At 46.5% G+C, this 20011-nt stretch carries 23 protein-coding genes; 21 read left to right on the top strand and 2 right to left on the bottom strand.

All coding sequences use genetic code 11. The features are described from left to right. From G493_RS0115785 to G493_RS0115745, 8 genes are all read left to right on the top strand, one after another. Window positions 1-378, top strand: a complete 378-nt coding sequence (locus tag G493_RS0115785; protein ID WP_035274770.1) for a response regulator — start codon at window positions 1-3, stop codon at window positions 376-378. An 8-nt stretch (window positions 379-386) separates the two neighbouring features. Next, complete coding sequence (locus G493_RS0115780; RefSeq protein ID WP_153306546.1) at window positions 387-1073, top strand: sensor histidine kinase; 687 nt, start codon at window positions 387-389, stop codon at window positions 1071-1073. A gap of 567 nt (window positions 1074-1640) precedes the next feature. Then, on the top strand, window positions 1641-2693 hold the full coding sequence (locus G493_RS0115770) for a BMP family ABC transporter substrate-binding protein (RefSeq protein ID WP_084813617.1): 1053 nt from the start codon (window positions 1641-1643) through the stop codon (window positions 2691-2693). A 25-nt stretch (window positions 2694-2718) separates the two neighbouring features. After that, window positions 2719-3783, top strand: a complete 1065-nt coding sequence (locus G493_RS0115765; RefSeq protein ID WP_028581168.1) for an ABC transporter permease — start codon at window positions 2719-2721, stop codon at window positions 3781-3783. Continuing rightward, a complete protein-coding gene (locus tag G493_RS0115760; RefSeq protein ID WP_028581167.1) occupies window positions 3780-4700 on the top strand; it encodes an ABC transporter permease in 921 nt (306 codons plus the stop codon). The genes G493_RS0115765 and G493_RS0115760 overlap by 4 nt, the downstream gene beginning before the upstream one ends. Window positions 4701-4857: 157 nt before the next feature. Then, window positions 4858-5340 (top strand): xanthine phosphoribosyltransferase, encoded by a 483-nt coding sequence (gene gpt, locus G493_RS0115755; RefSeq protein WP_028581166.1) that lies wholly within the window; start codon window positions 4858-4860, stop codon window positions 5338-5340. 17 nt (window positions 5341-5357) lie between these two features. After that, the gene (locus G493_RS29615; protein ID WP_035274767.1) at window positions 5358-6854 is read left to right on the top strand and encodes an ABC transporter ATP-binding protein; all 1497 of its coding nucleotides are present in this window, start codon (window positions 5358-5360) and stop codon (window positions 6852-6854) included. Between the two features lie 40 nt (window positions 6855-6894). Beyond that, the gene (locus tag G493_RS0115745) at window positions 6895-7449 is read left to right on the top strand and encodes a gamma carbonic anhydrase family protein (RefSeq protein ID WP_028581165.1); all 555 of its coding nucleotides are present in this window, start codon (window positions 6895-6897) and stop codon (window positions 7447-7449) included. 96 nt (window positions 7450-7545) lie between these two features. On the opposite strand, the gene G493_RS0115740 is transcribed toward G493_RS0115745, so the two are convergent. Further along, on the bottom strand, window positions 7546-7842 hold the full coding sequence (locus tag G493_RS0115740) for an isoamylase early set domain-containing protein (RefSeq protein ID WP_028581164.1): 297 nt from the start codon (window positions 7840-7842) through the stop codon (window positions 7546-7548). 224 nt (window positions 7843-8066) lie between these two features. On the opposite strand from G493_RS0115740, the gene G493_RS0115735 reads away from it, so the two are divergent. The 9 genes from G493_RS0115735 (at window position 8067) to G493_RS29605 (ending at window position 15445) form a co-directional block, all read left to right on the top strand. After that, a complete protein-coding gene (locus G493_RS0115735) occupies window positions 8067-9317 on the top strand; it encodes a peptidase U32 family protein (protein ID WP_035274763.1) in 1251 nt (416 codons plus the stop codon). Then, the gene (locus G493_RS29610) at window positions 9314-10387 is read left to right on the top strand and encodes a hypothetical protein (protein ID WP_051309358.1); all 1074 of its coding nucleotides are present in this window, start codon (window positions 9314-9316) and stop codon (window positions 10385-10387) included. Before G493_RS0115735 ends, G493_RS29610 begins: the two co-directional genes overlap by 4 nt. Window positions 10388-10478: 91 nt before the next feature. Beyond that, the gene (locus tag G493_RS0115725) at window positions 10479-11066 is read left to right on the top strand and encodes an FmdE family protein (protein ID WP_035274760.1); all 588 of its coding nucleotides are present in this window, start codon (window positions 10479-10481) and stop codon (window positions 11064-11066) included. Window positions 11067-11068: 2 nt separating this feature from the next. Further along, complete coding sequence (locus G493_RS0115720) at window positions 11069-11428, top strand: cupin domain-containing protein (RefSeq protein WP_028581161.1); 360 nt, start codon at window positions 11069-11071, stop codon at window positions 11426-11428. 53 nt (window positions 11429-11481) lie between these two features. Next, entirely contained in the window at window positions 11482-12396 is a 915-nt protein-coding gene (locus tag G493_RS0115715) for a TIGR01212 family radical SAM protein (protein ID WP_161629835.1), read from the top strand. 204 nt (window positions 12397-12600) lie between these two features. Further along, complete coding sequence (locus G493_RS0115710) at window positions 12601-13188, top strand: TetR/AcrR family transcriptional regulator (protein ID WP_028581159.1); 588 nt, start codon at window positions 12601-12603, stop codon at window positions 13186-13188. A gap of 116 nt (window positions 13189-13304) precedes the next feature. After that, on the top strand, window positions 13305-14399 hold the full coding sequence (locus G493_RS0115705; protein WP_028581158.1) for an NADH:flavin oxidoreductase/NADH oxidase: 1095 nt from the start codon (window positions 13305-13307) through the stop codon (window positions 14397-14399). 40 nt (window positions 14400-14439) lie between these two features. Beyond that, window positions 14440-15003 carry a flavin reductase family protein gene (locus G493_RS0115700; protein ID WP_028581157.1) on the top strand — a complete coding sequence of 188 codons (564 nt, stop codon included), beginning with the start codon at window positions 14440-14442 and terminating at the stop codon, window positions 15001-15003. A 112-nt stretch (window positions 15004-15115) separates the two neighbouring features. Then, window positions 15116-15445, top strand: coding sequence for a nitroreductase family protein (locus tag G493_RS29605; RefSeq protein ID WP_051309357.1), 330 nt, complete (start codon window positions 15116-15118; stop codon window positions 15443-15445). 21 nt (window positions 15446-15466) lie between these two features. Here the strand turns inward: G493_RS29605 and G493_RS0115690 are convergent, their stop codons facing one another. Continuing rightward, the gene (locus G493_RS0115690) at window positions 15467-16036 is read right to left on the bottom strand and encodes a recombinase family protein (protein ID WP_028581156.1); all 570 of its coding nucleotides are present in this window, start codon (window positions 16034-16036) and stop codon (window positions 15467-15469) included. Window positions 16037-16576: 540 nt separating this feature from the next. Between G493_RS0115690 and G493_RS0115685 the strand changes: the two genes are divergently transcribed. The 4 genes from G493_RS0115685 to G493_RS33470 all read left to right on the top strand — a co-directional run bounded on the left by G493_RS0115685 (window position 16577) and on the right by G493_RS33470 (window position 19708). Further along, complete coding sequence (locus tag G493_RS0115685) at window positions 16577-17626, top strand: FecCD family ABC transporter permease (RefSeq protein ID WP_028581155.1); 1050 nt, start codon at window positions 16577-16579, stop codon at window positions 17624-17626. Further along, window positions 17626-18465 (top strand): ABC transporter ATP-binding protein, encoded by an 840-nt coding sequence (locus G493_RS29600; protein ID WP_205623698.1) that lies wholly within the window; start codon window positions 17626-17628, stop codon window positions 18463-18465. The genes G493_RS0115685 and G493_RS29600 overlap by 1 nt, the downstream gene beginning before the upstream one ends. After that, window positions 18455-19495 (top strand): ABC transporter substrate-binding protein, encoded by a 1041-nt coding sequence (locus tag G493_RS29595; RefSeq protein WP_035274757.1) that lies wholly within the window; start codon window positions 18455-18457, stop codon window positions 19493-19495. The genes G493_RS29600 and G493_RS29595 overlap by 11 nt, the downstream gene beginning before the upstream one ends. 66 nt (window positions 19496-19561) lie before the next feature. Continuing rightward, window positions 19562-19708 carry a hypothetical protein gene (locus G493_RS33470; RefSeq protein WP_153306545.1) on the top strand — a complete coding sequence of 49 codons (147 nt, stop codon included), beginning with the start codon at window positions 19562-19564 and terminating at the stop codon, window positions 19706-19708. The last annotated feature ends 303 nt before the right edge of the window (window positions 19709-20011 follow it).

The following is a 20011-nucleotide window of genomic DNA, read 5'->3' as shown; positions in this document are numbered from 1 at the left end:
ATGATTGATGGAAAAATTTTGATTATCGACGATGAAGTCGAATTTGCGTCCACTCTCTGTCAGAGACTGGCACTGAGAGGCATTGATGTACGGGATGCGCATAGCGGAACGGAAGGTCTGGAGCAGATAGAAGAATTTACTCCTGACATTGTCATTCTTGATCTGAAAATGCCTGATATGAGTGGGCTGGATATCTTATCAAGGATTAAACAGAGTCGACCTGATATTGGCGTAATCATGCTTACAGGCCATGGTTCGGTAGCTGCCGGCATCGAGGCCATGGAAAAAGGAGCATTTGATTATATTATGAAGCCTGTTGACCTTGGGGAGTTGCTGAAAAAAATTGAGCAGGCTCACGAACAACGAAAAAAAGAATGAGGCTGAATATGGATGCCCAAGCAGTGAATACCCTTCGAGGAGAGCAGGTGGAATCTTTGGGTCGGCTGATGGCCGGTTTTTCCCATGAAATGAAAAATCACTTTGGCATAATCAGAGAATCGGGTGGATTGATAGCAGACTTACTCGCCATGCATGGACATTCCCTGGATGAGCAGGTGCAGGCACGCATGCAGAAGGCCGTGGCAATGATAGAGCAGAGAATCGTTGTCGCAGCCGGTACACTGCACCTGTTGAGTGGTTTCGCACATCGTTCAGATCAACCTCTTTCATCCTTTTCCCCGCACACAGTAATTGAAGAGGTGGGGCTTTTTCTGGAACGTTTTGCCCGCCTGAGTCAGGTGACATTGGTTATTAGTCAATCAGAGCAGCCTTGTTCCGTCTATAATGACCCGTCTCTTCTGCAACATGTTGTATATCGCCTTTTCATGCACTGTTTACATCTAATGAACGCAGATGACACAATAGTAATACATACCTCTGTAACGGAGCAGGGAGCTGAGATTTCCTTTGAACTTGAGTGCAAGAGCATTCCCGAACTTTCTATACCTGACATCCTGCAACTTCCCCTTTCCCTGCTGCAGGCAGAATACGCTGTCAAGCAGGCGGAGGCTAGGGTCGTGCTGACTATTCCCTCTCTCCAGTTTCCGGACGTTGAAGCCACAAAAAATATTTGATTGTCAAAATGATTGGCTTTCAAGCTAGAATAATGTCTGTTCTGCCCATAAAGCTGCATACCATAGACGTGATTGGGTAAAACGATGATTTGCGTATCATAGAATTGTCAGAATGTCTAGGCGTGACCACTGGCACGTTGGTAACTGGAATTGATACACCTGGAAAAATGGGTTGCTGGTGAGCTGACCCCATGGAGTATGTCATCGAGATGACAGTATAATTATCGCCAAAAAAATATAAGGCTCTGGCAACTGCTCCGAGAAAGGCGGATAAACCGCATGCAGCCTGGGAGTGTGGCCGAAAATGTTTTTTTCCAGTTTGGTATTATTTTCAGAAAAATGAATGGTTGTAAGATGAGGTTGCGGCAGCCAACCCTGGAGAAGCAGCACCCTGTTTTCGTTTGACAGCAGTATGTCGATTACGTATAAACTGAGGCTGTGAGCGTTTAATACGCATTTCTCATGACAAAAAAACATGGTACGTACATATCTTCTGCAAGAAGTATTTACTATAAAGAAAACCCATTGCCCCAGACGTTCCATAACAGGAGGTTATTCATGCGATTTATGAAGATGTTTGCTCTGTTTCTGGCTGCCATGGCAGTGACAACTGCCCACGCAGCGGACAAAGAACTGAATGTCGGTTTTATATATGTTTCTCCCATAGGAGATGCCGGTTACTCATACGCCCATGAACAGGGCCGCCTGGTTGTCGATGCAATGGATGGGGTAAAGACATCTTACGTGGAGGCTGTCAAGGAAGGGCCTGATTCCGAGCGGGTTATCCTGAATATGGCACGTAAAGGGTATGATGTCATTTTTGGAACCAGCTTCGGTTATATGGATCCCATGCTCAAGGTATCTAAACAGTTTCCCAAAACAGTGTTCATGCATTGTTCAGGTTTTAAGCAATCCGACAATATGGGCAACTACTTTGGCCGCATGTACCAGGCCAGATATCTTGCCGGTATGGTTGCCGGTTCCATGAGCAAATCCAAGATTCTTGGGTACGTGGCAGCTTTCCCTATTCCAGAAGTAATACGTGGTATCAATGCATTCACGCTGGGTGCCCAGGAGGTCAACCCCGATGTCTCTGTCCGGGTGGTATGGACAAAAACCTGGTATGATCCGGCTACGGAAAAAGAGGCTGCAAAATCACTGCTCGATGCCGGAGCAGATGTCATTGCCCAGCATCAGGACTCTCCCGGTCCCCAGGAAGCTGCCGAGGAAAAAGGCGTGTATTCCATCGGGTATAATTCGGACATGAGTACCTTTGCGCCTAAAGCGCACCTGACATCGGCTGTATGGAACTGGGGGCCGTATTACACCAAGGTGGTTAATGCTGTAAAGAACGGTACCTGGAAAGCGGAATCCGCTTGGCCTGGTATGGATGAAGATATTGTTGGGCTGTCACCGTTTGGTCCCATGGTCCCTGAAGACGTGAAACAGAAAGTTGCGGCTAAAAAAGCTGAAATTATTGCAGGAACGGAAAAAGTATTTACCGGTCCCATTAAAGATCAGGCAGGAACCGTAAAACTGGCTGAAGGCGTCACTGCCACAGATGAGGAAATGCTCGGTATGACCTGGTTTATTCAAGGTGTGGTAGGGACGACAAAATAAAAAAACAGCTATATATGTTGATTTGATGCAACGTTACCGTGTTGTAAAAAGGCAGGAGCGTCTTGGTTGGCGCTCCTGTTTTGTATTTTTAGTGGCAATTGGATTATCACTGTTGCTGAGCGCCTTACTTCTTGCGCTTCGGGGAACTTCTCCCCTGGAGGGTATCCTGGTATTGTTCAAAGGCGGCTTTGGTACCCGTTGGGCACTGGAGGACTGCCTGCTCAAAGCTATTCCTCTTTTTCTCTGCTCCCTGGGCGTCTCCATTGCATTCCGTTTGCAGATATGGAACATAGGGGCAGAGGGGCAATTTGCCCTGGGTGCCGTGGGCGCAACCTGGATGGCGTTAAGTTTTCCCGATCTTCCAGCCTTTATACTATTGCCGTTGATGATTGCCATGGCATGCGCAGCTGGAGGAGCCTGGGGATTTATCCCCGCACTGTTGCGGCAAAAATTGGGGACCAATGAAATTATTGTAACCCTGATGATGAATTATATTGCCATACAGTTACTGGATTATCTGGTCTACGGGGTGTGGAAAGATCCTACCAGCTTCGGGTTTCCCATGACTCAGACTTTTTCTGACCAGGCAATACTTGGCCGCATGGGAACTTCATCTATCCATTGGGGCATTGTCCACTGCCTGGTGCTGGGAATATTGTTCTGGATTTTTTTCACCTTCACCCGAACAGGCTTTGAGTTGAAGGCCTGTGGCGATAGTGTTCGGGCTTCGCGTTACGCGGGGATACCCTATGACAGACTGGTTATCCTGGTTATGGTGCTCAGTGGAGCTCTGGCAGGGTGGGCAGGCTTTCTCGAAGCTTCAGCTACCATCAATCGCCTGCAACCTTCCATCATGGTCGGCTACGGTTATACGGCCATTGTCGTGGCATGGCTTGCCCGGCTCAACCCTCTGCAGATCGGCATTACTTCTTTTCTGCTGGCCGGACTCAGGGTCGGGGTGGAAAACATGCAGCTCGATTTGCAGGTGCCAGCAGCATACGGGAATATCATGGAAGGGTTGATTCTGTTGACAGTGCTTGCTGGCGGCTTTTTCATACACTACAGAATTGTGATGGTGAAATCAGCATGAACCAGGAAATGATTATACCACTGCTGGCAGCGGCAATCGTCTCTGGAACCCCCATACTTTATGCCACCCTTGGAGAGATGATAACCGAGAAATCCGGGGTTCTTAATCTTGGCGTGGAAGGTATAATGATAGTGGGGAGTCTGGCGGCCTTTCTGGTGGCAAAATTCACAGGGAGCCCGGTATTGGGTTTTGTTGCAGCCGGTTTGGCCGGGCTCTGCATCGCTTCACTGCATGGCGTTGTCTGTCTTTTTTTCCAGGGAAATCAGGTCGTCTCAGGCCTGGCTTTGACTATTTTCGGGACAGGCCTTGCCAACTATCTGGGGACCTCATTTGTGGGCATTTCCGCACCGGGTTTTTCTGCTGTACCAATTCCCGGTTTAGCTGAAATTCCTGTGATTGGACCGATTTTTTTTCAGCATGATCCTCTGGTATATGTCAGTTATCTGCTGCCTGTCTGCCTGTGGATTTTTTTTCATAACACCCGTTTTGGTCTGGGAATGCGGGCTGTTGGCGAATATCCTGAAGCTGCATCTGCCGCAGGGGTGAATGTGCAGAACTACCGGTGGCTGGGCATACTTGCTGGTGGGTTCTGCATTGGTCTTGGTGGGGCGTATCTTTCGTTAGCCTATACACACCTGTGGACCAATTCCCTGACCGGAGGCAGGGGGTGGATCGCCGTGGCCCTGGTTATCTTTGCTTTCTGGCGTCCAGGCAGGGCTGTTTTCGGCGCTTACCTCTTTGGTGGAATTATGGCTCTGCAACTCAGGATGCAGGCAACCGGTACGCATTTGCCTTCATCTCTTCTGCTCATGTTGCCCTATGGGCTGACAATTATCGTGCTGGTGTTGTCTTCCCTGAAACGCGAACGGACAGGCGCGCCTGCAGCCCTTGGGGTAAACATTGAACCGGTTGACTAAGGCCTTTGATGGAAGATACGTATAGAGTTTGAGAGAGGGAATATGCCTGTGGTGTATTCTCTGTAATCAGTTAAAATACAAGGGAGAATGTATGATCAAGTGCTTCCCCGTGAGTTGTTAGCGTCTGTTAAGATTTGTACGAGAGGAGTGTTATATTATGGCAGAAAAAAGCGGGTATAAAAAAACATATCCCATATCCTGGGAACAACTTCATAGAGATTCCAAAGCCCTTGCCTGGAGACTTTTGAGCCTTGACTATTTCAAAGGTATTATCGCCATCACCAGGGGAGGACTGGTTCCGGCTGCCATCGTTGCCAGGGAACTGGACATTCATCTTGTGGACACTGTCTGTATATCGAGCTATGACTGGAAAGATAAAAAAGGTGAGCCTGATATCCTGAAGCCCTTTGTTGGTGACGGTGAGGGGTATCTGTTGATTGACGACCTGGTTGATACCGGTCGAACTGCGCAGATCGTGAAAAAAATGATACCAAAAGCCCATTTTGCCACGGTGTATGCCAAGCCTGCTGGCAGACCGCTGGTGGAAACCTACATCACTGAGGTCAGTCAGGATACCTGGATTCTCTTTCCCTGGGATTCAGAGTCGCAGTTTGTTCAACCCATGGCCACACACCGGTGACCAGGTAGAGGTATCCTTTGAGTACGCAGACGCCACGCATACGGCTGGAAAACATTTCAAAGAATTTTGGTAAGGTACAGGCAAATGCCGATATCAACCTGGAAATCCATTCCGGACAGATTCTGGCACTGTTAGGCGAAAACGGTGCCGGCAAGTCCACCCTGATGTCCATTTTAGCCGGTCAACTGCAACCGGACAGCGGCACCATATATCTGGATGGAGATCCTGTAGCTTTTACAGGTACGGACCGGGCGATTAAAAGCGGTATTGGCATGGTCTACCAGCATTTTAAGCTGGTAGAGGCAATGACGGTTGCTGAAAATGTTTTTCTGGGCATACCGGATACGCTTTTTATTCGTAAAAAAGCCATGAACAGGGAGGTCCGGGAACTGGTCGAACAGTATGGCATGAGTGTGGATCCAGATGCTGTTGTTCACGACCTTTCCATGGGTGAAAAACAACAGGTTGAAATTCTCAAGTTGTTGTATCGCAACAGTTCGATACTGATTTTTGATGAGCCCACCGCCGTCCTGACGCCAACAGAGGCAGAACGTCTGTTTGCCACCATGCAGCAGATGATCGGCCTGGGAAAGGCTGTGGTGTTTATCAGTCACAAGCTTGAAGAAGTGCTGGCAGTTGCTGATTATATCGCCATACTGAAACGCGGGCGCGTGGTGGATTCCATGCCTCGGTCTGCAGTCAGCGGTGCTGCTGAACTGGCGAGGCGCATGGTGGGAAGGACAGTGTTGCTCGAGGTGGATAAAGAGCCTGTTGAGTTGCGTCAGACCGTGTTAAAGGTGGCACAATTGAATGGTATGGGGCTGGAAGATGTTTCCTTTGAACTCCAGCAGGGAGAAGTCCTCGGGCTGGTCGGTGTTGCCGGCAATGGCCAACGGGCGCTGGTGGAGACTATCTGCGGCCTGCGAATTCCGGAGCAGGGAGCTGTCCGTATTCTCGGCCAGGACTGGAGAAAATTTTACAGCCGAAACAACTGGGAGCAAAGTCTGAGTTATATACCGGAGGATCGCCTGGGGCTGGCAACCTGCAGGGGATTAGACCTGGTAGATAATTTTCTTTTAACAACCAGGGGAGGATTTTGCAGAGGGCCGTGGATTCAGCGCCAACAGGCAAAATTCAAGGTTGAATCTCTTATTGAAAAATTTGATATCCGCCCTCCTGATGCGCACGCTCTGGCCTGGCAGTTGTCCGGAGGAAACCTTCAGAAAATGGTGCTGGCCAGGGAATTTTATCGCCGTCCGCACCTTATTGTTGCAGAACAACCCACACAGGGGCTTGATATTGCAGCTGCCGAGGATGTTTGGCGATTACTCATGCATGCCCGTGAACAGGCTGGTGTTTTGCTCGTCACCGGCGATCTTGGTGAGGCATTGGCACTTTCCGACCGTATAGGGGTTATGTTTGCCGGAAAAATTCTAGGCATTGTCGATGCCGGTGATGCTGAGCAGGTAGCAAAAATACCGGAAATGATGGCCGGTATGTCTGTGGATATCTGACATGTAAGGTGTTTTTATTCAAGAGCGAGGGGGAATCAGTATGATATTACAGTATAGAGACTATTTTCCAGTTGTGGGTAAAGGGGGATGGGTAGCACCCACTGCAACATTGATAGGCGATGCAGAGCTTGGGGAGGATGTGTCACTTTGGTTTGGTACGGTGGTTCGTGGAGATGTGCACAGTATTAAAATCGGCGCAAGAACCAACATCCAGGATAATTGCATGGTGCATACCACCCATCATGAAAACCCGGAACGAAGTCTGGATGATGGGCATCCTGCCATCATCGGTTCTGAGGTGACTGTAGGGCACAACGTCATCCTGCATGGCTGCACAGTGGAGGATTTATGTTTGATAGGCATGGGAGCCATCATACTGGATGGAGCCGTAATCGGACGAGAATCCATTGTGGGCGCAGGAGCAGTGGTCACAGGTGGAAAGGTGTTTCCGCCCCGTTCATTGATACTTGGTTCTCCGGCAAAGGTTGTGCGTGAAATCAGTGATAATCAGGTAATCGGACTACGGGAGTCCTGGAAAAGATATGTTGCCTTGAAAAATGAGTACTATCAGGCACAGGTCGGAGATTGTTTTTAATTGCAACAATCCTGCGATGTTCAGTAGGTGATACCCTGAATCCCGTACCTTTAGCCGGAATCACGTCGGAGGTGTTTCGTCTTTGCTGTAGAGCGTCTAGACTGTAACTATGCTGTTGTTCTCTCCAAATTCATTGGGGTTGTAGCTGTCAGCCATGTCATCATTGACCCAACTTTGACCATCAATAACATATCGGAACGCATAGGAAGATCCGGCATCCAGCGAAAGTGTGACTGAAAAGCTGCTGTCCTTGAGCTTTTTCATGGGCGTTGAATCAGTTGACCAGGCATTGAAATCGCCGGCTAATGCAACTGATTCAGCACCTTCTTCATTAACATACTTAAAGGTTACCCGGCAAATTTTACCTGTTTTTGAATAGCTTTTCTTCAGCATACCATTCTCCTTGATTATGATGTGGTTGGAAGAGACTGCTACCATCTGTAAACAACATCATTAAAACTGTAGAATAAGTTCCCGGTCAGGTCAATTGGAGAATGAAAAAAAAGCATTTAAAGTAGTTAACCGTGCATTTATCGCCGCAGCTAACACCTCACCCAAATGCGTTGCACCATCCAGTTTGAAATACCATAAAATATAACCCTTCCAACGTGTACCATATGCAGAACAATACACCGAAAAAACCAGAGTTACTTGCGCCTGCCGGAAGCATGGACAAGCTGATAACAGCCATCCACTATGGAGCTGACGCCGTTTACCTGGGAGGAAAGCAATTCAGCTTACGTGCCAGGGCAACCAACTTTGATATGCCAACCATTGCCCAGGCTGTTGAATATGCACATCAACGCGGCGTGAAGGTGTATGTAACGGTAAATATTTTTGCACACAATCGTGATCTCGAAGGCCTGGATAACTATCTGCTTGAACTGCATAATTGCGGGGTAGATGCCATTATTGTCGCTGATCCTGGAGTCTTGAGCATTGCCCGTGAGGTTGTTCCGGAAATGCCGCTGCATTTATCCACCCAAGCCAATGTAACCAACAGTGCCAGTGCTCGTTTCTGGAAATCACAACATGTCCGGCGTTTGAACCTTGCACGCGAACTGGGGCACGAAGAAATCCAGCAGATCAGGCAGGCTACAGATGCTGAATTGGAAATTTTTATCCATGGGGCATTGTGCATATCCTATTCAGGGCGCTGCATGCTGAGCAATTATATGACCGGCCGGGATGCGAATAAGGGCGATTGTGCACATCCGTGTAGATACTCCTATAAGCTGGTTGAGGAAAAACGACCCAATGAATATTTTCCGGTTGAAGAGGACGAAAGGGGAACTTATATTTTTAATTCCCAGGACTTATGTCTTTTAGGGAAGCTTCCTCAACTGGTGGAGATAGGGGCTGACTCCCTGAAAATAGAAGGAAGGATGAAATCGGTCGGGTATGTGGGCAGCGTGGTGCGTTTATATCGATGTGCATTGGATTATATCGCTGCTAAGATATTAACAACACCTATCAGTGAAATAATTATTCCTGATATGTTCTTTAAAGAATTAGAGAAAATCGGCACACGTGGAAGATCTGAAAATTTTTTTACGTCTCCCCCTTCATCTGTTGATATGCTTTATGCTACAATGCGTGTAGATCAAGAGTACGCGCCAGTTGGCATCGTACGAAACACTGAACCGCTATTCATTGAAACCCGAAACAGGCTTCAATGTGGTGATCAGATTGAATATCTTGGTCGTGGGATAGAACCTGTATCTGCGCGAGTTACAAAAATGTATGTACAGGGTGGGGAAGAGGTTGCGTTAGCGCATCCGGGGACAGGAGTACAAATTGAAACCGAACCTATGCTTGACTTCGTTGAAGTAAATAGTATTTTTCGGAAAAAGATGGCAGAACAATGAAACCGCAATTCGACGTACCATTTTTAGTAGAGAAATCCTATGTGGATTATCTGGTAGATTGTGAAGAGGAACTTGATAGTGTGCACTTCAGCCTCATGAAGAGTCAGAAGCTGGATAGCCGCATCCAATTGCACGTAGAAGAAAATACCGAAGCGATGATCAGTCAGTTAAAAAGACTGAAAACTCCGCGTAAGTATGCCTTGATGAACAGTCGTTTTTACATGCCGGCCCTGCTTACCAATACAGGGAATATGCGACCAATACTTGAGACACTTGCCGAGTATCTCGAACACGGTCAGATTGATGGCATCGTATACTGTGATCACTATCTGTTGCAGCGACTTTCAGATGAATCACCGGAAATCGCCTCATCTCTGGAGGCTGTGCCTGGTGTCAATACCATGCTTGATTCGTTTAAAAAAGTCGAGGCTCAGCTTTCCTACATCAGGGAAACCAAATTTAAGTGTCCAAGCAAAATTATTCTGGACAGATCTCTGAATCGTGACCTGGACAGGTTGTCAAAAGTAGCCCTGAATCTGCATACCCAATTTCCGCAGATCCATGTGGAAGTGCTGGCTAATGAGGGGTGTCTTCCCTATTGTCCGTTTAAATTGTCACATGATTCGTATATTGCACTTGCCAACATTCATGGCTGCGATAATACCTTTGATCTCAATTGTAACCTTGGTTGTGTTCGTTTGTTCGATGAGCAGCCACACCGAATTTTATTTTCACCTTTTGTTCGTCCCGAAGATATTGATCTGTATTTTTACCACATCGATACCATCAAATTATGTGGTCGCACATTGGGGTCTCAGTTTCTCAAACGAGTGATTACGGCATACCGGGAACGCAAATACGATGGTAATTTGTTAGACCTGCTTGATTCCACCAACTGGTTGACAGAAAAGCTTTTTGTAGATAATTCTTCGTTATCATTTGATTTTGCCAACATGCTTTCAATGTGTGACGGGCATTGCGAGAAATGTGGTTTTTGCAAAGAGCTTTTTGAGGCCATCGCTCAACCATTACCTCTGGCAATTCAGGATCGGCGAGCAGCAGCGGATTGACAGGGTATCCCTTGAGGGTTACTATCTTATCCTGTTGAGTGAGTTATGGGCAGGGAAAGAGACCACAGAGGTTCGGTAACCAGGGGAGATCATGGAATCATTTGAGCAACTTCTTGAAGTTTCAACCAGAATACATGGTCATATATGCGCCGGCCAGGTTATTGGCGTTCGTATGGCCATGGCTGGGCTGGAGCGTATCGGCATAGATGACCCAAAAGGAAAAGACAGAAAAAAGCTGTATGTTCTGGTAGAAATAGACCGTTGTGCCACCGATGCTATTCAGTCGGTTACCGGTTGCAGTCTGGGAAAACGCTCTTTGCGCTGGATGGATTTTGGCATAATGGCTGCCACTTTTGTTAACCTGGAAACCAATAAGGCTGTTCGCATTACCGCCCGGGAGGAGTCAAGGCAACTTTCTGAACGCTATTGTCCGGAGATGGATGATAAATACAAACGTCAGCTGGAGGCATATCGTATCATGCCCTTGGACGAGTTGTTTACATTCCAGGAGGTGGCTGTAGATCTTGAGGCCTGCGATATGCCGGGCAGGCCAACGCGAAGGGTTCAGTGTTCTAAGTGTGGTGACTGGGTCCAGGATTGCCGGGATATTATTCGCAATGGCAGACCCATCTGTCGGGCCTGTGATGGGAAAAGATATTATAAGGAATTAAAGGATTGAGCATGATTGTTCGAAAATTAGAGGCTGTGGATACCGATGCTGTACCGGTAGGGGAGGGCGTCAGCCGTAAGGTGCTGCTCAGTGACCAGGAAGCACCAAATTTTGCAATGCGCTGTTTCACAATAGCTCCAGGTGGTTTCATGCCTATGCATACCAACAGCGTGGAGCATGAACAGTTTATTCTCGGTGGGACCGCTGATGTTGTTGTTGGAGAGGAAAAATTCCAGGTTAGTAAGGATGATGCGGTGTTGATCCCCAAAGGAGTTCCCCATTGTTATACCAACAACGGCAGTGAACCTTTTGTTTTTCTCTGTCTTATCCCCAATGAAGAAGATATTGTAGAAATTATCGATCAGCCTTAATCAGTTGCTCTGTCTACGTTGAACAACCGCCTGGAAGTATGTCGGAGAAGGTTGTGACTTCTGCTTCTCCTCTCATTCGAACCTTCAGCCAGCATTGTCGGGAGTTACATGGTTGCGCAGTGGGAAAAATTCCCCTGGATTTAGGCGTTCCGTGCCCCAATCGCAGGCTTGGAGGCTGTATTTTTTGTTCAGCTGAGAGCTACACACCGGCCAGCCTGGAGCAATCCACGTCCCTGGAAGAACAGCTGCATCGTGGCAGAACCGTGCACCTGCAGGGACGGCACAGGTTTTTTTACGGCTATTTTCAACAGGAAACGCCTACCGCTCTGAAACCAGACCTGTTCATGCAACATGCTGATTTGGTGCTGCAGCAGCCCGACTGCCTGGGCCTCATTATTTCCACACGTCCTGATTATGTCAGAAGACCATTGCTTGAACGGTTGAATGATCTTGTTGCCCGTAAAGGGAAACAATGTCTGTTGGAACTGGGATTACAAACAGCCCACGATCGGTCGTTACAGTTTCTCCAGCGTAATCATACCCTGGATGATTTTCTCCAGGCTACTGAGCTGATCGGGCAATTTTCTCATCTTGCCTCTGGAGCCCACCTTATCCTGGGAATCCCAGGGGAAGATAGACAACACATGCGAGCCAGTATTGATGTGGCTGTTGGCGCAGGTGTTTCTGCCCTGAAACTGCACCACCTGCAGGTCATCCGTAACACCCCCCTTCACCCCCTGTATGAAGCGGGCAAAGTTTCTGTATATTCCCTGGAGTCTTTCATGGAACTCCTGTGTACGCTCATTCCACATATTCCCCCCCACATTACCATTCACCGCCTCTGGGCCACAGCCCATCCCCGCATTCTCGTGGCTCCACGCTGGAATATTCGAACAGCTGAACTTAGCGTTACACTGCGTACATATCTGCAGGAACGTGGGCTGAAACAGGGATGTCATTGTGAGTAAATTATATGGCAATATTGTTTTTCTTCCAGGAGCTCAACGGAGTGAGCAATTTTTTGAAATTGTAGGTTTACTAGTTTTACTTCTTGAAATTACATGTAAAAAGTCATAGCCGCAGGAAAGCCTCCTTCCACATCAGGTGGGTTTGAAAATGAAATACAATAATTTGTCATTGACACAAGAGACGACCGGTCTAATTTTATACGCATGAAAAAAAGTGATAAAAAATCTGAAATTATAGCTGTAGGGACCGACCTTATATCTGTGAACGGTTTTAATGCAACTGGAATAGAAGCTGTACTGCGCCAGGCCGGTGTCCCCAAAGGCTCATTTTATCATTATTTTAGAAACAAAGAAGAGTTCGGGATGGCGGTAATTGATAATTTTGCTGCACAGTATGACGAAAAACTGGATTCATTTTTTAATGATCACACAGTTCCACCACTGGAGCGTATTCGTAATTATTTCGAGCATAGTCTCGCTCATATGAGTGAGAAACAATTCACAAAGGGATGCCTTATTGGCAATTTAGGCCAGGAACTGGCCGATCAGAACGAGCGTTTTCGTGAGAGACTGGCAACCATTTTTTCTTCCTGGAAAAAGCGTTTTGGCTCCTGCCTGCAGGAAGCTCAAGAACGCGGAGAGTTTCCTGTCACTCTGGAACCAGATGTGGTTGCGGATTTCATACTTGCTGGTTGGGAGGGAGCGATTTTACGGTCAAAGGTTAATAAGTCACCGGAACCGATACGAAACTTCGTAGACACATTGTTTGTAACTATTTTGCGAACCGTGTAGTCTTTTTTTTAGAATTATTAGTTGACCGGTCTACTGAGGACTAAAGTCGAAAATTATATTTGAATTTTTCAACAGGGCCGGGCGAAGACTAATTACAGTCATCTGGAGTATCTATTATGTCACAACTATTCACGCCATATACATTGAAGGGTGTAAAATTACGAAATCGAATCGCGGTTCCCCCCATGTGCCAGTATTCAGCCAACGACGGTGTGCCCAATGATTGGCATATCGCCCATTACACAGAGCTTGCACGAGGTGGAGCGGGACTGGTTATTGTTGAGGCTACTGCAATCAGTCCTGAAGGTCGAATTACTCCTGCCTGTCTTGGTTTATGGAATGTCAAACAGGCTGTTGAACATGCCCGTATTGCCAAAGCCATAAAACAGGCTGGAGCTGTCCCTGGAATCCAGATCGCTCATGCAGGACGTAAAGCAAGTGCAAATATTCCATGGGAAGGGGATGATCATATTCCAGAGGAAGATCCGCGAGGTTGGGAGACGATTTCTCCCTCCTCAATCGCTTTTGGAACGAACCTGCCGAAAATCCCCAAAGAAATGAGTCTCCAAGATATAGAGCGGGTGAAAGGAGATTTTGTTGCTGCAGCTAAACGGGCACTGGACGCAGGGTATGAGTGGCTTGAGTTACATTTTGCCCATGGTTACCTGGCACAAAGTTTTTTCAGTGTTCACTCCAATAAACGAACTGACGCTTACGGTGGAGATGCAGACAGACGTGGTCGATTTTTGCTCGAAACAATGGCTGCGGTACGAAAGGTATGGCCGGAAAAATTACCATTTACTATGCGATTCGGGGTGCTCGAATTTGATGGGCGTGATGAAGAGACCCTTGCAGAAGCCATAGACTTAAGCAAGCAATTTAAACAAGGTGGACTCGATTTCATGAGCGTGAGCATGGGATTTACAACTCCTGAAGCCGTCATTCCATGGGGACCGGCCTTTTTGGCTCCCATCGCAAAACGCGTTCGCGAAGAAGCTGGACTACCTGTCGCTTCAGCATGGGGCTTTGGAAGGCCGGATTTAGCTGAAGAAGCCATCCACAACGGGCAGCTCGATTTGGTCATGATTGGTCGTGCACATCTGGAAAATCCCCATTGGACTTACCATGCAGCTAAAACTTTAGATGTAAATAAGCCATCATGGGTACTGCCAGCACCTTATGCACACTGGCTTGAACGCTATACCCTGTAAAGGGCAGAAAATACCCATATCACTTAAAATGGAGGAATTGATGAAAATTTCACTCGGGTCAAAGACTCTGCTTTATCCCACCCCCGTACTTTTGGTTGGCACCTACGATGAGCACGATAAAGCGAATTTGATGTGCGCAGCCTGGGGAGGGATCTGTTGCTCTAAACCGGTCTGCGTCAATGTTTCACTACGGGCGGCAACCTACTCACACAGGGCCATCGTTGCCCGTAAGGCTTTTACCTTAGGCGTACCATCTGACTCACAGGTGAAAGAGGCAGATTACATGGGTATTGCCACCGGAAGCAAAGTAGACAAATTTGTCGAGGTAGGTTGGACAGCTGTTAAAAGCGATCTGGTGGACGCACCTTATGCGGCAGAGATTCCTTTTGTGGTGGAATGCAAGCTGATAGAAACCATTGAGCTCGGACTGCACACCATGTTTATCGGTGAAGTGGTGGATGTAAAAGCTGAGGAGCAGATCCTCGGTGAAAACGGGCAGCCGGATATGAAAAAGCTCAGTCCACTGGCATTTGCGCCTGATAATCGAAAATATTACAGTGTGGGCAACGTTGCCGGAGATGCTTTTTCAGTTGGCAAAAAATGACCAGATAGCACAGGGTGACCTGCTGATTGCATCACTTTTATGATCAAACAGGCCATCGAGCCTGGATGGTTTCATGTACTATTTAGCTCCGTTGGAGGGAATAGAGACTGTTATGGATATCTTTGAAGCACTGCATACAAGAAGGAGTATCCGAAAATACAAGAACCAGGATGTGCCTGATGAGCTTGTTGAGAAAATACTCGCTGCAGCAATGATGGCACCAAGTGCCGGTAATCAACAACCTTGGCAGTTTATCGTCATAACTGATGAGAGCCAAAAAGAGAAGATGGCAACAGCACATCCCTATGTGAACATGGTGAGAACTGCACCGCTGGCAATTTTGGTCTGCGGCGATTTAACAAAGGAAAAATTTAATGGCTACTGGCCTCAGGATTGCTCCGCATCTATGGAAAATATGCTGCTTGGCCCAGTGACCGGGTAGCTGCGATAAGTGCCAACTTTTTTAAATTGGCTCGTTCAGCTTCAAATATCGATAATAGGTGGATCGGCTGATCCCCAAGGCTAGGCAAATATCTTTAATCTTCATCCCCTTTTCTGTCATCTCATGAGAGAGTTGAACTTTTCGATCATATTTGGATAAAGATGGGCGGCCCCCAATTCTCCCTTTCTCTCTGGCTGCAGCAAGACCAGCATGAGTTCTTTCCAGAATCAACCCTCGCTCAAATTGAGCCAATACTGCAAAAATCGAAAAAATTAGTTCACAAGCAGGATTAGTAGTGTCAACTACCCCCTCTGTCAGGGACTTGAAGCCAACTCCTTTCTCTGCCAATAAAGTCACGACTTGAACAAGGTGTGGCAGGGATCGTCCTAAACGATCCAACTTCCACACTATAAGAGTATCACCTTCTGAGAGATCATCGAGGCACTGTTTCAAACCTGACCGTTCTGATAAAGCTCCACTTGCAATGTCTCTATATATCCGTGCACAACCGGCTCGTCTGAGAGCTTCTTCCTGTGAATCAGAATTTTGATCTTTCGTGCTCACACGAGCATATCCAAAGACTGTTCCCATAAAATTTCCTCCTTGTCTCATTAAACGTATTTTATGGAACAAATCTAGGATTAAATAAACGAGACGGGTTTTTGATACATTTTTCGATAAAATTTGACATGTCTCGAAAAACGGTCGTTTATTGCGACAAATAATTAAACTGAAATTAATTGATGTAGCGGGGACATTTGAACAGAAACAGGGGGGAAGTCTAATAGAACGATTATGTAAAGTTTTGCATACCTGTTCCATTGGGCTTTACCCCCCATCACATACTGGCCAAATTAAAAAATTTGGCCTTGCAAATTTCGATATTTTTCAATAAAGAGAATCAAATTGTCAGTTTTGAATAGTAAAATCAGCCATAAAAAATTTGTATATGCGCTGATTATTTTTTGCCTCTCGTTATCCCTTTCACGAATAACGCTTTGCAACAAGTAATCTACCAAGAAGTACGTGGGTATCGCCCAGCGTTATTCGCAATTTGAACAACGATCTTTTTACAGTTATCTATATGTATCATCTCAGCAGCATCTTACAGTGGCCTTCCGGAAGAACGATATGGATTTAAAAATGCAACATATCCATATCCCTCAATGGATGATTCAAGGGGTTACAGGAAATTTTGTATTTTTTGTTTTTTTGAGCATCTTTTTCGTAATCTTTACGTCTTCCTTTTGCATTGGAAATTATGACATTTCAATCACCCAGGTAGTAAAAATATTCGCAGCAAAAATCTTCCCTATTCAACAAGATTGGCCCAATTCTATGGAAACCGTCATTTTCAAGGTCCGAATGCCTCGCATACTCGGAGCGTCACTTGTTGGATCAGCTCTAGCAATGGCAGGGACAGCCTACCAGGCCATGTTTAAAAACCCCCTAGTCTCTCCGGATATCCTTGGCGCATCCTCAGGTGCCGGCACGGGGGCAGCTCTTGCTATTTTTCTTTCTTTTGGCATTGTGGGAATTCAGGTCATGTCCTTCACATTGGGGCTTGCGGCTGTTATGCTCGCCTATGGAATTAGTATAAAAATCCCAAAAGACAGGGCATTAGCGCTTGTTTTAACGGGGATAATCGTTGGGACCCTTTTTTCTTCAGGCACTTCATTACTGAAATATCTCTCTGATCCTTATGATGAACTGCCAACCATTACTTTCTGGCTTATGGGAAGCCTGTCGACGACATCATCCCACGATGTCTTTATCGTCTTGTTTCCAATTCTGGTTGGCACGATCATGTTGTCCATTTCCAGATGGCAGATCAATGTGATGTCTCTCAGTGAAGACGAAGCCAAGTCTCTTGGGGTAGAGACGGGGAAACTCCGTTTTGTAGCCATTGTGAGTTCGACCTTGGTGACATCCGCCTCGGTTTCAATCAGCGGAATGGTAGGCTGGGTTGGGCTCCTTATTCCACATCTCGCAAGAATGCTTGCAGGACCGGATTTTCCCACGCTACTTCCTATTTCCGCTCTTCTCGGAGCATCGTATCTGGTATTGGTCGACGATATTGCACGATGCGCGGCTTCTGTTGAAATTCCTCTAGGAGTCTTGACCTCGATAATTGGGGCTCCATTTTTTCTTTTACTTCTCTGCCGTCAAAAAGGAGGCTGATGATGATCCTCGAAGTCAAGGAGGCGCAGATCCGTTATGGAAATACAAAGGCATTACACGGTGCGTCTCTCTCCCTTGGAAGTGGAGAAATTGTGTGTCTTCTCGGCCCAAACGGTAGCGGGAAATCAACATTATTCAAAAGTATTCTTGGATTACTCCCACTGACCAAAGGGCAAGTTCTATGCAACGGCCAAAATATTTCCTCGTGGCCACGTACCAAAATTGCGCAAACCATCGGCTATATCCCGCAGAGTCATATACCTACTTTTCAATTCACAGCCATCAGCATGGTTGTCATGGGAAGGACAGCGCATCTTCGTCGATATGCAACCCCTTCTGCAAAAGACATTTACCTGGCGGAACAAGCTATGGAAAAGCTCTGTATCTCTCACTTGAAAGATGCATTGTATCAGGAGCTGAGTGGTGGGCAACGGCAACTCATATTGATTGCCAGGTCCCTGGCGCAGAATCCTAAATTTCTCATTATGGATGAACCAACCAACAACCTGGACTTCGGGAACCAGGTCCTTGTCCTGCAACAGATCAAAGCCTTGGCTGAAGGTGGTCTCGGAGTAATTATGGCCTCTCATTATCCTGACCATGCTTTTCAATATGCCACCAAGGTTATTCTTATAAAAAAAGGAAAAATTATAGGTTCAGGAACTCCCGAACATACTGCTACGGAGACGGTATTGAACAACCTCTACGATATACCAATCCACATAGCGACCGCATATATAAAAGACAGCAAAAATGCAGTCAAAGTATGCGTTCCAGCCGCTAAAGTCCCCTTATCATCATATGCACGCATGCAGCACGGAGTATCCTATGTATCATAAGACAAGCCAACAAAACATTTTCATATGCCTGGTATCAGCATTGCTTTTTCTTGTACCTGTATTTGCATTGGCATCTGGTCCCCTTACTGTTCGGGATGCCGCCAACAGGTCGGTAAGCGTCCCAGGAAAGGTAAATAAGATCCTAATCACCTGTTACGGAGGCGTTACCCACCAAATGGTGGTTCTTGGAGCTGAGGGTAAAATCGTCGGACAACCCTCCATGAAACGATTCCCCCAACTTTTAAAAATGCGGCCACAACTCGCTACAATTCCTGATGCAGGCTCCTTCGACAATATTAATATAGAAAAAATTTTCGCCCTTGAACCTGAAGTAGTTTTTGCAGGCATCATATCCAGGAAGGGCAATAAACACATTGAGGACATGAGGTTCCCACTGGTCACGATGTTCATAGGCAAAGCGCGGATTGATGTCATGAAAGAAGAATTTCTCCGGACAGGAAAAATTCTCGGCAAACAGGACAGAGCCAAAGCTCTTGTAGACTATTGGGATGAAAAACTTGCACTGATACACAAACGCGTTCAGGTAATCCATCCCGATAAACGACTCAGAGTCTACTATGCAGGGTCTGACTTTTTACATACTGAAGGAAGAACCTGGTGGACCCAGGACCTGTTGAATCTGACCGGGGCTGTAAATGTTGCGGAAGAACTTGACCAGGCGCGTGAGACTACCCTGGAAAAAGTCTTGCAATGGGACCCTGATGTCATTGTCGTCAGTCGGCTCAGAGGCAAAAAGAACAGAGTGCAAGATATCCTGAACAACCCGCAACTTACTGACATTAAAGCTGTAAAAAATAAACGTGTCTATGAATTTCCCATCGGGGCCTTCTGGTGGAACAGGCCGTCGCCAGAAGCGCCCTTGGGTTTTCTCTGGCTGACAAAAACACTCTACCCCAAGCTCATGGTTGACATTGATATGAAAAAGGAAACCAAATATTTCTTTAAGACATTCTTTGATTATGAATTGAGTGACACTGAATACAATGCATTCATCAACGTGAAAAAATGATGCTGATACGTTTAGCCGATATATCAATGATATTTTAACTCTATACAGAGAGAGGAAGACCCTATTATGATGCCCCTTCACCCACTTCTTCACAACCTTAGTCTGCCAAAAAAAGCAGCACAACTTGAAAATATCCTGAATGGCTTCAGAGCACATCAAGCCTTTAAAGCCGCTTTTGAGCTTGGCCTTTTTGAACTCTTAAGTAGTGCCTGACCGAAAACCAATTTACACAGTAAATACAGCCAAATAACTCATATGTGAGTAGGCGAAGATTTTTGTATTACAAGCTATATTCATTTTGACAAATGCCGACGGACTACGTTAACATGCCGAAAATATGGAATTTGTGTGGAATTCATTTCGATTGTCTGCGCCAAAAAGCAGGCTGTGTACCAAAATCTTCAATCTGAATCATAGCATGAGACAAACAAAACATCCTCAATTAAGAATAGGTGAAACTCCTATCGCTGAAGTCAAAATTGATTTCAAATCTCGTGATGACATACCACCCTTGCT

This window comes from Desulfogranum japonicum DSM 18378, from assembly GCF_000429945.1.
GTDB classification, from domain to species: Bacteria; Desulfobacterota; Desulfobulbia; order Desulfobulbales; family Desulfobulbaceae; genus Desulfogranum; species Desulfogranum japonicum.
The sequence above is the reverse complement of the archived record's forward strand: the minus strand, read 5'-3'. Positions and strand labels throughout refer to the sequence as shown.

Excerpts from the sequence above, each read along its gene's own strand:
- G493_RS0115785 (WP_035274770.1), top strand. The coding sequence starts at position 1 with ATGATTGATGGAAAAATTTTGATTATCGACGATGAAGTCGAATTTGCG.
- G493_RS0115780 (WP_153306546.1), top strand. The coding sequence starts at position 387 with ATGGATGCCCAAGCAGTGAATACCCTTCGAGGAGAGCAGGTGGAATCT.
- G493_RS0115770 (WP_084813617.1), top strand. The coding sequence starts at position 1,641 with ATGAAGATGTTTGCTCTGTTTCTGGCTGCCATGGCAGTGACAACTGCC.
- G493_RS0115765 (WP_028581168.1), top strand. The coding sequence starts at position 2,719 with ATGCAACGTTACCGTGTTGTAAAAAGGCAGGAGCGTCTTGGTTGGCGC.
- G493_RS0115760 (WP_028581167.1), top strand. The coding sequence starts at position 3,780 with ATGAACCAGGAAATGATTATACCACTGCTGGCAGCGGCAATCGTCTCT.
- gpt (WP_028581166.1), top strand. The coding sequence starts at position 4,858 with ATGGCAGAAAAAAGCGGGTATAAAAAAACATATCCCATATCCTGGGAA.
- G493_RS0115745 (WP_028581165.1), top strand. The coding sequence starts at position 6,895 with ATGATATTACAGTATAGAGACTATTTTCCAGTTGTGGGTAAAGGGGGA.
- G493_RS0115740 (WP_028581164.1), bottom strand. The coding sequence starts at position 7,842 with ATGCTGAAGAAAAGCTATTCAAAAACAGGTAAAATTTGCCGGGTAACC.
- G493_RS0115735 (WP_035274763.1), top strand. The coding sequence starts at position 8,067 with ATGCAGAACAATACACCGAAAAAACCAGAGTTACTTGCGCCTGCCGGA.
- G493_RS29610 (WP_051309358.1), top strand. The coding sequence starts at position 9,314 with ATGAAACCGCAATTCGACGTACCATTTTTAGTAGAGAAATCCTATGTG.
- G493_RS0115725 (WP_035274760.1), top strand. The coding sequence starts at position 10,479 with ATGGAATCATTTGAGCAACTTCTTGAAGTTTCAACCAGAATACATGGT.
- G493_RS0115720 (WP_028581161.1), top strand. The coding sequence starts at position 11,069 with ATGATTGTTCGAAAATTAGAGGCTGTGGATACCGATGCTGTACCGGTA.
- G493_RS0115710 (WP_028581159.1), top strand. The coding sequence starts at position 12,601 with ATGAAAAAAAGTGATAAAAAATCTGAAATTATAGCTGTAGGGACCGAC.
- G493_RS0115705 (WP_028581158.1), top strand. The coding sequence starts at position 13,305 with ATGTCACAACTATTCACGCCATATACATTGAAGGGTGTAAAATTACGA.
- G493_RS0115700 (WP_028581157.1), top strand. The coding sequence starts at position 14,440 with ATGAAAATTTCACTCGGGTCAAAGACTCTGCTTTATCCCACCCCCGTA.
- G493_RS29605 (WP_051309357.1), top strand. The coding sequence starts at position 15,116 with ATGGATATCTTTGAAGCACTGCATACAAGAAGGAGTATCCGAAAATAC.
- G493_RS0115690 (WP_028581156.1), bottom strand. The coding sequence starts at position 16,036 with ATGGGAACAGTCTTTGGATATGCTCGTGTGAGCACGAAAGATCAAAAT.
- G493_RS0115685 (WP_028581155.1), top strand. The coding sequence starts at position 16,577 with ATGGATTTAAAAATGCAACATATCCATATCCCTCAATGGATGATTCAA.
- G493_RS29600 (WP_205623698.1), top strand. The coding sequence starts at position 17,626 with ATGATGATCCTCGAAGTCAAGGAGGCGCAGATCCGTTATGGAAATACA.
- G493_RS29595 (WP_035274757.1), top strand. The coding sequence starts at position 18,455 with ATGTATCATAAGACAAGCCAACAAAACATTTTCATATGCCTGGTATCA.
- G493_RS33470 (WP_153306545.1), top strand. The coding sequence starts at position 19,562 with ATGATGCCCCTTCACCCACTTCTTCACAACCTTAGTCTGCCAAAAAAA.